Consider the following 13,085-nt stretch of genomic DNA (forward strand, 5'->3'; position numbering starts at 1 on the left):
CCTTGAAGAACAAGAAACGCCTCATGCTGAGGAGCGGGCCGCAGGCCCGCGTCTCGAAGCATCGCGCACGATCCCACTGCATCACGCCGTCGCGCCACGGCGGCCCGAGCACCGCCGGACCTCCCGCCGGAAGAATCCGGCGCGCATCCGGAACCTGCTGAAATCCCTTACGTATTTCGCCGCGCAACGAGGGTTTACCCTCGTCGTTCCGGGGTTCGGCCCGGATCGTCCCGGGCGAGACGCGAGCGTAAGCCTTCCTCGATCGACATCGAGAGGAGGGTCGCGATGACCGGCTCGCGCAGAGATTTCCTGAGGAGCCTCGGGCGGGTGACCGCCGGGGCGCCCGTCGCGCTCGCCGCCGGCGTGGTGCCGGCGCTGGCCGAGGCCGCGCCCACCCGTCACTGGGCGATGGTGGTGGACGTCGCCAAGTGCATCGGCTGTCAGGCCTGCACGGTGGCCTGCATCCACGAGAACCGGGTACCGGAGGACAGCTTCCGCACCTTCGTCACCACCTGGGAGGTGGCGGACGCCGACCGCGTCTCGACCGCCGTACTGCCGCGGCTGTGCAATCACTGCGACGCGCCGCCCTGCGTGCCGGTCTGCCCGGTGGGCGCGACCTTCAAGGCGGCCGACGGCGAGGTGCTGGTCGACGCCGATCGCTGCGTCGGCTGCGGCTACTGCGTCCAGGCCTGCCCCTACGATGCGCGCTTCATCAACCGTGAGACCCGCACCGCCGACAAGTGCACCTTCTGCGCCCATCGGGTGGCGGCGGGGCTGTTGCCGGCCTGCGTCGAGACCTGCGTCGGCGGCGCCCGCATCTTCGGCGATCTCGCCGATCCGAAGAGCACCGTCTCGAAACTCCTGAAGGAACGCGCGGCGGAAGTCCGCGTGCTGAAGCCCGAGGAGAAGACCAAGCCGAACGTCTTCTATCTCGGCCTCGACGACCGCTTCGCCACCCGCGTCGACGCCGTTCCGACCCTCTGGCATCCCACCGGCACCGAGGCGTGAGGAGACGACCATGACCGAGATCACCGAACTCCTCCACGTCTCCCGCGACCCGGCCTGGGCGCCGTGGGCGGTGCAGTATTTCTTCCTGATCGGGCTGTCCTTCGGCTCGTTCCTCCTCACGCTGCCGGGCATCGCCTTCGGCCGTGCCGACTGGCGGCCGCTCGGCCGCGCGGCCCTTCTGGGTGCGCTGGTCTCGGGCCTCGTCGCCCCGGTGGCGCTGGTCTCCGACCTCAACCAGCCGGGACGGTTCCTGAACTTCTATCTCCACCCGGCGGGCTCGTCGTGGATGGCCTGGGGCGCGTTCTTCATCCCGGCCTATGTCGGGGCGCTGCTGCTCTATGCCTGGGCGGCGCTCGCGCCCGACTTCGCGGCGGCCGGCAACGACGGCCCGCTCGCGCTCGTGCGTCGGCTGCTCGCCGGTCCCGCTCGGCCGCGCCTCGTCGCGGTGCTCGGTCTCGCGACGCTGGCCTGCGCCTTCACCGTCGCGCTCTATACCGGCGTCGAGGTGATGGTGGTGCGCGCCCGGCCGCTGTGGAACACGGCGCTGCTGCCCTGGCAGTTCGCGGCGACGGCGATCGCCGGGTCGATCGGTCTCGCGATGATCCTCGCCCGGGTCGCGACGGGCGCGGGGGCCGCCGTCGACGCGCTCGGCAATCGCCTGCTCGTCGTGACCTCGGCGTGCGTGCTTGCGCTGGGCGCGGCGTGGTTCGCGCTCGCGCTTCTCGTGCCGAACGGCGCCGAAGGCCGCGCTCTCGCGCAGGTCGCCGGGTCGATGCACTGGCTGACCTCGGCGCTGTGGCTCGGCGGCGCGACGTTCGCCGCTCTCGCGATCGCCGCCCTGCGGCCGGTCGGGACCGGCTGGCTGACCGGGCTCCTCGCGCTCAACGCCGCCTGGCTCTTCCGCTGGACGATCTTCGTCGGCGGTCAGGACATGCCGAAGAACGGCGGCGGCCTCTATGCCCATCCGCTGGCGCTCGGCCCCGACGGCCTGCTCGGCATCGTCGGCACCGCCGGCCTGTTCCTCGCCGTCACCGTGATCCTCGCCACGCTCGTCCCCTGGTCCGGATCGGCCGAAGCCGCCCGTCCGTCGACCCTGCCTCAGGGAGCCTGATGCCATGACCTCTCGTCGCGATCTTCTCAAGGGCGCCGCCGTGATCGGCGGGGGCGCCGCCTTCGCCGCCGGCTTCTCCGAGACGGGCGAGCGCATGCTCGAGACCGTCGTCTCGCCGGCCCATGCCCGCGGCACCACCGGCCAGTCACAGAAGCCCGAATTCGCGCTCGTCGACGGCAAGTTGCAGCCGAACCCGGAGGCGCGGGTCGCCTTCACCATGTGCATGGGCTGCACCACCCAGTGCGGCGTCCGCGTCCGCATCGATGCCGCCACCGACACGGTCACCCGCGTCGTCGGCAATCCCTATTCGCCGCTGTCGGCCGACCCGCACGTCGCCATGGGCGTGCCGGTCCGCAAGGCGCTGACCTCGCTCACCCGGTTCGAGGAACAGGGGCTCGCCGGTCGGTCGACCGCCTGCGGCCGCGGCAATGCCGTGCTCGAGGCGCAGAACTCGCCCTTCCGCATCACGCAGCCGATGAAGCGGGTCGGCCCGCGCAATTCCGGCCGGTGGCAGCCGATCTCCTTCGAGCAGCTGGTGAGGGAGGTCGTCGAGGGCGGCGATCTCTTCGGCGAAGGTCCGGTCGCGGGGCTGAAGGCGCTGCGCTCCTTCGAGCCGATCGACCCGAAGCGGCCGGAGCTCGGGCCGAAGGTCAATCGCGTGGCGGTGTTGAACTCGGTCGACGACGGCCGCGCCGCCTTCGTCGGGCGCTTCATCCAGAAGGCCTACGGCTCGATCAACTACACCGGACACGGCGCCTATTGCGGCGGCTCCTACCGCTCCGGTTCGGGCGCCGCCTTCGGCGACACCAAGACCATGCCGCATGCCAAGCCCGATCTGCCGAACGCCGAGTTCGTGATCTTCATGGGCACGGCGCCGGCCAATGCCGGCAATCCGTTCAAGCGGCAGGGGACACTGCTCGCCAAGGCGCGAACTGACGGCAAGCTGAACTACGTCGTCGTCGATCCGGTGCTCGGGCACAGCGACAATCTCGCCGCCAAGGAGCGCGGCCGTTGGGTGCCGATCAAGCCCGGCACCGACGCGGCGCTCGCCATGGCGATGATCCGCTGGATCATCGAAGAGAAGCGTTTCGACGCCGCCTTCCTCGCCGCGCCCAACAAGGCGGTGGCGGATGGGGCCGGCGAGACGGCGTGGTCGAACGCCACCCATCTCGTCGTGACGGAGGAGAACCACCCGCGTCGCGGCTTCTTCCTGCGCGGCTCGGACGTCGGCCTGCCGATCGCGGACGCCGACAAGTACAAGGACGCGGATCCCTTCGTCGTCGTCGATCCGGCGAGCGATGCGCCGGTCGCCCATGCCGCCGCGACGGGTCCGGCGATGCTGGACGTCGAACGGTCGATCGAGATCGCCGGCCGGCCGGTCAGGGTCGCCTCGAGCTTCGCGCTGCTCGCGGCCTCCGCCCGGGCCATGAGCCTCGACGACTATGCGGCGATCTGCGGCGTGCCGGTCGAGGTGATCGTCGGCCTCGCCCGCGAGTTCACCAGCCACGGCAAGAAGGCGGCGATCTCCAGCCACGGCGGCACCATGGCGGGCAACGGCTTCCAGTCGGCCTTCGCCATCGTCATGCTCAACACGCTCGTCGGCAATCTCAACCGCAAGGGCGGCACCTTCGTCGGCGCCGGCGGGTTCAACCCCTATGCCGGGCCGCGCTACAAGATGGACGCCTTCGAGGGCGAGGTGAAGCCTTCGGGCGTGCCGCTGTCGCGCAACTTCCCTTACGAGAAGACGAGCGAATTCAAGGAGAAGAAGGCGGCGGGCAGGCCCTATCCGGCCGAGGCGCCGTGGTTCTCGACCGCGGGGCAACTGTCGACCGAATGGCTGCCGGCGGCCTTGTCCGGCTATCCTTACGGTCTCGGTGCGTTGATCCTGTGGTCGACCAATCCGGTCTACGGCATTCCCGGCGTCCGGGCGATCGCCGAGAAGACGCTCGGCGATCCGAAGACGATCCCGCTGATCGTCGCGGTCGATCCCTTCATCAACGAGTCCTCCTGCTTCGCCGACTACGTCGTGCCGGACACGACGATGTACGAGAGCTGGGGCTTCGCCGCGCCCTGGGCGGGTGTGCCGTCGAAGTCGATGCTGGCGCGCTGGCCGGTGGTCGAGCCGAAGACCGCCAAGACCGCCGACGGTCAGCCGATCGGCATCGAGACCTTCCTGATCGCGGTGGCCAAGGCGATGGCGCTGCCGGGCTTCGGCGAAGGCGCGATCACCGCGGCGGACGGGCGGAAACTGCCGCTCGACCGCGCCGAGGACTGGTATGTCCGCGCCGCCGCCAATCTCGGCTTCACCGGCAAGGCGCCGGTGGGCGACGCGACCGACGACGACGTGGCGCTCGCGGGCGTCGCGCGGATGATGCCGACGCTGAAGGCCATGCTGCCGGAAGACGAGGTGAAGAAGGTCGCCTTCCTCTATTCGCGCGGCGGCCGGCACCAGCCGCCGGCGGAAGCCTGGTCGGCCGAGGGAAAGGCGGCCTGGCCCTTCGAGAAGCCGTTGCAGGTGTGGAACGAGGCGGTCGGCACCTCGCGCGACGCGATGACCGGCAAGCGCAATTCCGGCGTTCCCGGCTGGGTGCCGGCCCGCTTCGCCGACGGCACGGCGGTCTCGACCCGCTACCCGGACAAGGAATGGCCGCTGCGGCTCGTCAGCCAGAAGAGCCCGTTGCAGAACTCCTATTCGATCGTCGGGCGTCGCCTGCGCGGGCTCCATCCCGAGAACGCCGCCGGCATCTCGGCGACGGATGCCGCCCGGCTCGGGGTGAAGACCGGCGACAAGGTCCGGATCGCCACGCCGACCGGCTCGGTCGTCGCCACGGCGCAGGTGCGCCACGGCGTGCGCGAGGGCGTGATCGCGGTCGAGCACGGCTTCGGCCACAAGGAGCTCGGCGCCCGGCCGCATCGCATCGGCGATCGCCTCCAGCCGCACGATCCGGGCATCGCCGCCGGCTTCGCGCTGAACGACCTCGGCCTCCTCGATCCGACCCGGTCGAGCCCGGCGGTCCACGTCGATCCGATCGCCGGAACGGCGGTCCGGCAGGCGATCCCGGCACGGCTCGAACGCGCCTGAGACCATCGTCCCCCCGCCTCGACCCGGCCCGCGTTCCCCGCGGGTCGGGCATTTTCGTGCCGCGTCAGCCGCGTTCCTCGTAGAGCCGTGCCGTCGCGGCGAAGGCCTCGTCGGCGCGGGCGCCGGCGCCGTAGGGAGCGAGCGTCTCGGGGAAGGGGTGGGCGACGGGGCCGCGCGGGCAGGGTTCCGGCGCGGCGAAGGTCGTGACCATCGGCAGCACGCCGGCCCAGACCGGATGGGCGAGATCTTCCTCGTCGTCGCCGCAGCCCTTGGCGCGGACCTTGGCGGAGGCCTCCTCGATGGTCATGCCGACGACCGTCGTCGCCTTGATCTCCTGCGCCGTCATCGGGCGCAGCGTCGCGGCGCGGCCGGGATAGAAGCGGTCGACCAGCGCGTCGAGGGCGGCGATCTTCTCGGCCCCGTCGGCGACGATCCGCGCCGTGCCGAAGCACATGGCGGAGCGGTAGTTGACCGAGTGGTTGAAGGCTGAACGCGCCAGCACCAGCCCGTCGAGATGAGAGACGGTGACGCAGACCGGCACGCCGTCGGAGACGGAGCGCAGCATGCGGCTCGCCGAGGAGCCGTGCCAGTAGAGCCGATCGCCGTCGCGCCAGTGGATCGTCGGCGTGGCGAAGGGCTGGCCGTCGCGCACCCAGGCGACGTGGCAGAGCATGGCGGCGTCGAGGATGGCGTGGACGGCCGCGCGCTCGTGCGAACCGCGCTCGTGGAGGCGGCGGACGCGGCTCAGGTCGCCGACCGGGTAGGCGGAAGGGGTGGTGTCGGACATGGCTTGCTTTCTCCGATGGTTCGACGCATCGATAGGCCGAAGAAATGGTCCGAAAAAGATCCAATTCGATGCCGAATTCACGAACCAATGTCTCCGACTGGTCGGCGTTGATCCCGGTGCTGCCGGAGGCCGGGCCGCGGCGGGCGGCGCTCTATGCGGCGCTCAGGCGATCGATCGAGACCGGGCTCGTCGCCCCCGGCGCCAAACTGCCGACGACGCGCGAGCTCGCGGCGCGTTTCGGCGTGGCGCGCGGGGCGGCGGTCGCCGCCTACGAAACCCTGATCGCCGAGGGCTTCGCCGAGGCGCGGGTGGGGGCGGGGACCTTCGTCGCGGCCATGGTGCCGCGGATCGCCGCCGCGCCGCCGGACGTGCCGTCGCCACGCGCGGTCGGCGCGCCGCTGCCGGGGGCCTTGGGGCTGTCGTCCTTCGATCCGCGGACGGAGGCGATCTTTCGCCGGCTTCTGGTGCGCCACGGCGTCGCCACCGATCCCGCCGCCCATGCCTACGGCGACCCGCGCGGCGGGGCGGGGCTCCGGCGGGCGATTGCCGCCTATCTCGGTGCGGCGCGCGGCGTGCGCTGCACGCCCGATCGCGTCGTCGTCACCTCGGGCACGCAGAACGGGCTCGATCTGGCGATCCGGGCGGTGCTGGCGCCGGGCGACCGGATCGGGGTCGAGGACCCGTGCTATCCGATGGCGCTCGCCGCCTTCCGTGGGGCGGGGCTGCGGCCGGTCGGTGTGCCGATGGACGACGAGGGGATCGATCCGGACATCGCCGCAGCGTCGGCACCCGATGCCCGGGCGGTCTACGTGACGCCGTCGCACCAGTTTCCGACCGGCGTCGTGCTGTCGATGCGGCGGCGGCTGGCGCTCGTCGGCTGGGCGCGGCGGACCGGCGGCTGGATCCTCGAAGACGACTACGACAGCGAGTTCCGTCATGCCGGCGCACCGCTCGCGGCGCTTCAGGGCATGGACGACGCCGATCGGGTGATCTACCTCGGCACCTTCTCCAAGGCGCTCTTTCCGGGTCTCCGCGTCGGCTACATGGTCTTGCCGCCGGCGCTGGTCGAGCCGGTGCTGGAGATCCGCGAGCGGACCGATCGTTTCCCCTCGATGCTCGGCGAGGCGGCCCTCGCCGCGCTGCTCGACGAGGGCCATTTCGCCGCCCATGTCCGCCGCGCCCGCCGCCGCAGCCGTGCCGGCCGCGATGCGCTGGTCGCGGCACTGCGGGCGGGCGGGGTCGACGTCGCGGCGCCGGACACCGGGCTGCATCTGATCGTCTCGGACGCGCGGATCGACGACGACATGGCGCTCGCGGCGCGGATCGTCGCCCGCGGGGTGGGGGCGCGGGCGCTCTCGGTGATGGGCGTCGACCGGCCGGCGCGGCAGGGGCTCGTCGTCGGCTTCTCCGGCGCGACGCCGGAGGCGATGGCGCGGGTCGGCACGGTGATCGCCGCCGCGATCCGCGAGGGGGCGTGATCCCGTCAGTCGGAGAGGCGTTCGAACAGCAGCACGGCGTTGGGGCTCGCCTTGTCGTAGTCGACGATGGCGCAACCGGTCGCGGCGCGGATCGGCGCGGCGCCGGCCATGCGCCAGTGCCAGCCGTCGAGATGTTCGCCCTTCACCCGGTAGGGCGCCGGCGGGCAGCCCTTGCGGAAGGTGAAGGCGACACCCTCGACCTTGCGGCCGAACTCGCCCGGCAGGTCGCCGACATACATCACCTGCCCCGGCCGGATCGTGCCGGCGATCGCCGGCTTCGGCTCGGTGTAGACGATGCGGCGGTTGGAGACGTCGAAGAAGACGGTCGAGCCGTTGTGGGTCCAGTCGCCGAGCCGGCCGGCGAGGCGGACGATCGGCGCCTCGACCGCCGGCGGCGTCGTGGTCTCGCCGTAGGGCACGACCTCGTCGACGACGCGGGAACCGTTCCAGATCTTCCAGACGATGCAGTCGCGCCCCGTGGCGCAGTCGGCCGCCGGCCACCGAAGCGCGAAGCGGCGCGGCTCGCCGTCGACGAGCGTGCGTTCGGCCGGCAGGCGGTCGACGAGCTGCGTACCGTCGGCGGCATAGAGCGCGTCGTGGGGATGGAAGCCCGAGACGCCGTCGCATCGGACAGTGGCGGCGGGGATCACCCAGTCGGTGGCGTCGCCGCCGCGCAGCGACGGCTGGGCGAGGGCGGCGCTCGCATCGACGCGCGGCTTGCCGCCGACGGCGATGCAGGCCTTGCGGATGCTCGCGACGACACGGTCGGGCGCGTCGGCGGCCGACGCGGGAAGCGTCGCGACGAGGAGGAGCGGCAGGGCGAGGAGGCGGGCAGGGGTCGACATGGGATCGGCTCCGTTCGACGGGGAGATCCCGCCACGGGGCATTGTCGATCGGCGGCGCGGGCCGCGCAACGGGAGCGATCGGGGCCCGGTCTCGCCTTCAGTGGCTGGTGCCCTCCGAGAAGGTGATCTTGTTCCAGACGTTGTACTTGCCGACCGGCTTCTTCATCGGGATGCGTTTCACCGGTTGCAGGGTTTCGGTGTCGTAGACGACGAGCGCGCCGTCGTTCTCCCAGACCGAGACGAAGGCGTGGCGGCCGGAGCGGTCGAATTCGGTGTGGGCGGCGATCTTGCCGGGCTCGGGGACGAGCACCGTCTTCACCTCGAGCGTCCGCTTGTCGATGATCTGCATGCCGTCCTTCTTCGCCCCCATCATCGCGTCGGCCCAGATCCACGGCGTCTTCTCGTGCGAACGCAGGAAGAAGCCGGGGCCGGAGGTGGCGATGGTCGCCGTCACCGTCCAGGTCTCGGTGTCGATGATCGAGATCTTGCCCTCCTTCAGGTGCGGCGCGGCGATGACGCGGCGGCCGTCGCGCAGAAAGGAGATGCCGGAGCCGAGATGCGGCATGCCGGGCAGGGGAAGCGTGGCGACGGTGGCGCCGTCCTCCAGCCGCACGACGACCGCCTTCGCCCCGTCGCGCGAGGCGCCGAGCAGGTGGCGATAGCCCTGGTCGAAGAAGAAGTCGTCGATCGGCTCGGTGACGGTGATGCGGCGCGGCGCGAAGCTCGGTGTCTCACCCTCGGTCGAGACCTCCCAGACCTCGCCGACGTCCTTGAGGGCCGCGACGAAGCTCTTGCGCTGCGGCGCCTGATAGACGGCGGAGACGCGCGAGGACGTGCCCTCGTCGTCCTTCACGTCGAGGGACGTCACGGGGGTGAGGTCGTCGGCCTTCAGGATGACGAGGGTCGAGGGCAGGTAGTTGGCGGCGGCGACGAAGCGGCCGTCGGCCGACAGCGCGATGTTGCGCATGTTGAGGCCGGCGCGGACCTCCGCCACGACGGTCAGCGTCCACAGATCGTATTTGGTGATCCAGCCGTCGCGCGAGCCGAAGAAGACGTGGCGGCCGTCCGAGGTGAACTTCGGCCCGCCGTGCAGCGCGTAGCGGCTGGGGAAGCGGGTGATCGGCTCGAACGTGTCGCCGTCGAGCAGCGTCACGTGGTGATCGCCGGCCTCGACCACCACGGTGAGGTTCATCGGATCGGCGTTCCACACCGGCTTCGTCGCGGCGGGGGCGGCATGGGTCTCGCGGCTCGCGCGCACGTCGTCGAGGCTCCAGGTCGGCTGGACCTCGGGCTCGGTCAGGACATGGGCGGCGAGCGCCTCGATCTCCTCGCCCGAGAGTTTCGTGCCGTAACCCTCCATCTGGGTGGCGGTGCGGCCGTCGCGGATGGTCGCCACCACGTCGGCCTTCCGAATGCGGCCGAGCGAGACGGGCAGCAGCGCCGGGCCCTGGCCGCCGGTGCGGGCGTTGCCGTGGCAGACGGCGCAGGCCTCGGCGTAGAGCTTCGCCGCGTCGGGCTCGGCGCGGACGGGCGGCGCCGAGAGGACGAGCACGGCGAGGGCGGCGAGAAGCCGGTCAGTACGCTGCGGGCGGCTCATGGGAGAGACCTCGAAAGGGTGTGACGGCGAGACGGGGCGCGGGCGCGGAAAGGCCGATCTCGGCATCGTCGAGATAGCAGGCGGGATCCTCGGCGAAGGCGTCGCCGGTCAGGCGGAAGGCGCGGACGCGGGTGTTGCCGCCGCAGACGTCGAAATGGGCGCAGCCGCCGCAGCGCCCCGAGATCTCGCGCGGTCGCGCCTTGAGGCCGGCCATCAACGGATCGGAGGTGTCGGCCCAGATGTCGCCGAAGGGCCGTTCGCGGACGTTGCCGAGCGCATGGTCCCACCAGAAGGTGTCGGGGTGGACGACGCCCAGATTGTCGATGTTGGCGACGTTGACGCCGGTTGCGTTGCCGCCCCATTCGGCGAGCTTGGCGCGCAGATGCTCGGCCGCCTCGGGCATCACCTCCTTCGCCCACATCCACAGGAAGACGCCGTCGGCATCGTTGTTGCCGGTGACGTATTCGCGGTCGGAGCCGGCCAGCACGTCGGACCAGGCGGTGGCGAAGAGGCGGCGCATGACGGCGCGGGTGACGGCGTGCTCGGCGTCGGAGGTGCGGTTCTTGTTGCCGCGGCCCGACCAGACGAGGTGCGAGAGATAGAATTTCGAGGCGTCCTCGGCGCGCATCAGCCGGAGGAGCTCGGGGAAGGACTCCTGATTGTCGGTCGTCAGCGTGTAGCGCAGGCCGACGCGGACGCCGCGGGCACGCAGTCGACGGATGCCGGCGATCGAGGCGTCGAAGGCGCCCTTGCGGCCACGGAAGCGATCATGCGTCTCGCCGATGCCGTCGAGGCTGACGCCGACATAGTCGAAACCCGCTTCGGCGATGCGGTCGGCATGGACGTCGTCGATCAGCGCGCCGTTGGAGGAGAGCGACACGGCGATGCCGAGCGCCTTCGCCCGCGCGGCGATCTCCCAGACGTCGGCGCGCAGCAGCGGTTCGCCGCCCGACAGGATGACGGCGGGCACGCGCGCCGCCTTCAGATCCTCCAACACGCGCATGACCTCGGCGGTGGTCAGTTCGCCGGCGAAGTCGACGTCTCCGGAGATCGAGTAGCAGTGCCGGCACAGGAGATTGCAGCGCCGGATCAGGTTCCAGATCACCACTGGGCCGGGCGGATCGCGCCGCGGGCCGACGGGCGTGGGGCGGTCGAGCTCTCTCAGGAATCGTGTCAGTCGAAACATCCGTCCCTCCCCGATCGGTCGTCGCGATGGTGACGGTCCGACCCGCCCTCGGCCTTGACGGATGTCGGCCCGGTGCCGGCGATCCGGAGACCGGTCTTCTTCAGGATCCGCTTCGAATAGAGGATGTCGGCGCCGCGCACGGCGTCGCCCAGCAGGGCGGCGATCTCGGCGCGCTTGTCGACGACTTCCGTGTTGGTCCGCCCGTGGACCATGGCGAAGAGATTGTAGGGCCAGGCCGGCAGCGCCCGCGGCCGGCGGTAGCAATGGGTGACGAAGGGAAGCGCGCCGACGAGCGCGCCGAGCCGGTCGATCTCGCGATCGTCGACGTCCCAGACCGTCATGCCGTTGAAGGCGAGGCCGAGGCGATAGTGATTGGGCACCGCGCCGATGCGACGGATCGCGCCACGCGCCAGCATGGCGGAGAAGCGGGCGATGACCTCGGCCTCGTCGAGGCCGACCGTCTCCGCCACCGCCTTCCATGGTTCGGGCACCAGCGGCAGGCCGTCCTGGGTGGCGGCGATCAGGGCGCGATCGACGGTGTCGAGCCTGTGGGTCATGCCTCGACCCTCATGCCGACGAAATATTCCCGGACCTTCGGGAAGAGATGGACGGTCAGCCCGGTCGTCGTCTCGATCGCGCGCTGGGTGCGGCCGATTCCGGCGGTTTCCTCGGTGGCGATGACGAACCACATGTTGAGCCGGTGATCGCGCTCGTAGTTGTGGGCGATCTCGGGCATGGCGGCGAGGATCTCGGCGACCGCGTCGAAGCGGTGGGTGGGCACCTCCATCGCGGCGAGCGACACGGCGCCGCCGAGCTTCTCGGCGTCGAACATCGGGGCGAAGCGCGACAGGGCGCCGGCGGCGGTCAGGCGGCGCAGCCGTTCGATCAGGTCCTGCTCTTCGATGCCGAGGCTCTCGGCGACCGCCAGATAGGGCCGCGACACCAGCGGGAAACCGCCCTGGGTGGCGTTGACGACGCGGCGGTCGATCTCGTCGAGGACGAGGGCTTCGTGCGGTCGTCTCATGGGGCGAGCCTCGCGCCGGTCTGCTTGAAGCAGCGGGTGGAAAAGAGCACGCGGTGGTCGAGCGGCCGTGGCCAGCGGGCGAGGAGGGCGGCGACTTCCGCTTCGACTTCCGTCCGCTCTCGGCCGTGGATCATGGCGTAGAGCCGCCAGGGCCAGCGCGGTGCCGGGCGGCGGCGATAGAGCAGCGTCACCGCGTCGGAGGCGAGGAAGGCTTCGGCGACGGCGTCGATCTCGTCCTCGGCGGGGTCGAAGACCACCATGGCGTTGGCGGCATAGCCGAGCGGCCGGTGGCGCACGACATAGCCGAAGCGCTTGACGATACCGGCGGCACGCGCCGCGGCGAGGGTCGCGAGCACCCTTGCCTCGTCGAGGCCGAGCCGGTCGGCGATCGTCGCGAAGGGACACGCGACCGGCGCGATGCCTTCGGCGAGGACCGCGAGAAGGCGGCGTTCGGCCTGGCTCGCGGCGCGGCGGACCGGCGGGTCGTCGCTCGGTCGGCGGCTGCCGTCGAGGGCGAAGCCGAGGTCGATGCGGTATTCCTTCTCGAGCCTCAGATCGAGCACCTCGCGGCCGGTCGCGGCGGCGACGCGGGCGAGAAGCGCGTCGACGTCGCTGCGGGTGGCGCCGGTCGCCACGAACCACAACGGCAGCTCGGGGTCTTCGCGCCGGTAGTTGTGGTTGACGCCCGGCTCCGCCGAGACGATCGCGGCGCAGGCCTCGACCTCTTGCGGGCCGCAGGCGAGTGCGGCGAGCGTCGAGGCGCCGGCGGTGTTGGGGCGCACCACCGGGCCGATCCGCGCGACGATGCCGCGGGCGAGGAGGTCGCGGCTCGCGGCGATCACCGCGTCCTCGTCGTGGCCGAGCGTCTCGGCGATCGCCGCGAAGGGTCGGGCGACCGGCGGCAGGTCGCGCTGCCAGCCGTCGAGGAGGCGCTTCTGCAGGGGCGAGAGCAGCGGTGCGTGCATCG

General features: G+C 71.4%; 11 protein-coding genes. 4 read left to right on the top strand and 7 right to left on the bottom strand.

Annotated features, from left to right (window positions below):
• Positions 1 to 285: 285 nt before the first annotated feature.
• Genes dsrO through ACT541_RS17960 form a run of 3 tightly spaced genes read left to right on the top strand, consistent with a single transcriptional unit; the run spans position 286 to position 5,201 of the window.
• The gene (gene dsrO / locus ACT541_RS17950; RefSeq protein ID WP_476138473.1) at positions 286 to 1,008 is read left to right on the top strand and encodes a sulfate reduction electron transfer complex DsrMKJOP subunit DsrO; all 723 of its coding nucleotides are present in this window, start codon (positions 286 to 288) and stop codon (positions 1,006 to 1,008) included.
• Positions 1,009 to 1,018: 10 nt separating this feature from the next.
• A complete protein-coding gene (nrfD, locus tag ACT541_RS17955; protein WP_476138474.1) occupies positions 1,019 to 2,119 on the top strand; it encodes an NrfD/PsrC family molybdoenzyme membrane anchor subunit in 1,101 nt (366 codons plus the stop codon).
• Positions 2,120 to 2,123: 4 nt separating this feature from the next.
• A complete protein-coding gene (locus ACT541_RS17960) occupies positions 2,124 to 5,201 on the top strand; it encodes a molybdopterin dinucleotide binding domain-containing protein (protein WP_476138475.1) in 3,078 nt (1,025 codons plus the stop codon).
• 64 nt (positions 5,202 to 5,265) lie between these two features.
• Here the strand turns inward: ACT541_RS17960 and ACT541_RS17965 are convergent, their stop codons facing one another.
• Positions 5,266 to 5,988: a pyridoxamine 5'-phosphate oxidase family protein gene (locus tag ACT541_RS17965; protein ID WP_476138476.1), complete on the bottom strand. Its 723-nt coding sequence runs from the start codon at positions 5,986 to 5,988 to the stop codon at positions 5,266 to 5,268.
• A 68-nt stretch (positions 5,989 to 6,056) separates the two neighbouring features.
• On the opposite strand from ACT541_RS17965, the gene pdxR reads away from it, so the two are divergent.
• Entirely contained in the window at positions 6,057 to 7,466 is a 1,410-nt protein-coding gene (pdxR, locus tag ACT541_RS17970) for a MocR-like pyridoxine biosynthesis transcription factor PdxR (RefSeq protein ID WP_476138477.1), read from the top strand.
• Positions 7,467 to 7,471: 5 nt separating this feature from the next.
• On the opposite strand, the gene ACT541_RS17975 is transcribed toward pdxR, so the two are convergent.
• From ACT541_RS17975 to ahbB (ACT541_RS18000), 6 genes are all read right to left on the bottom strand, one after another.
• Positions 7,472 to 8,311 carry a hypothetical protein gene (locus ACT541_RS17975; RefSeq protein WP_476138478.1) on the bottom strand — a complete coding sequence of 280 codons (840 nt, stop codon included), beginning with the start codon at positions 8,309 to 8,311 and terminating at the stop codon, positions 7,472 to 7,474.
• Between the two features lie 97 nt (positions 8,312 to 8,408).
• Entirely contained in the window at positions 8,409 to 9,908 is a 1,500-nt protein-coding gene (locus ACT541_RS17980) for a cytochrome D1 domain-containing protein (RefSeq protein WP_476138479.1), read from the bottom strand.
• Positions 9,886 to 11,094 (bottom strand): heme d1 biosynthesis radical SAM protein NirJ, encoded by a 1,209-nt coding sequence (gene nirJ, locus ACT541_RS17985; RefSeq protein WP_476138480.1) that lies wholly within the window; start codon positions 11,092 to 11,094, stop codon positions 9,886 to 9,888. The genes ACT541_RS17980 and nirJ overlap by 23 nt, the downstream gene beginning before the upstream one ends.
• Positions 11,082 to 11,651 (bottom strand): siroheme decarboxylase subunit beta, encoded by a 570-nt coding sequence (gene ahbB / locus ACT541_RS17990; RefSeq protein ID WP_476138481.1) that lies wholly within the window; start codon positions 11,649 to 11,651, stop codon positions 11,082 to 11,084. Before ahbB (ACT541_RS17990) ends, nirJ begins: the two co-directional genes overlap by 13 nt.
• A complete protein-coding gene (locus ACT541_RS17995) occupies positions 11,648 to 12,118 on the bottom strand; it encodes an Lrp/AsnC family transcriptional regulator (RefSeq protein WP_476138482.1) in 471 nt (156 codons plus the stop codon). Before ACT541_RS17995 ends, ahbB (ACT541_RS17990) begins: the two co-directional genes overlap by 4 nt.
• Positions 12,115 to 13,083 carry a siroheme decarboxylase subunit beta gene (gene ahbB / locus ACT541_RS18000; protein WP_476138483.1) on the bottom strand — a complete coding sequence of 323 codons (969 nt, stop codon included), beginning with the start codon at positions 13,081 to 13,083 and terminating at the stop codon, positions 12,115 to 12,117. The genes ACT541_RS17995 and ahbB (ACT541_RS18000) overlap by 4 nt, the downstream gene beginning before the upstream one ends.
• Positions 13,084 to 13,085: the final 2 nt, after the last annotated feature.

It is taken from the genome of Pinisolibacter sp. DMC100 (genome assembly GCF_056313705.1).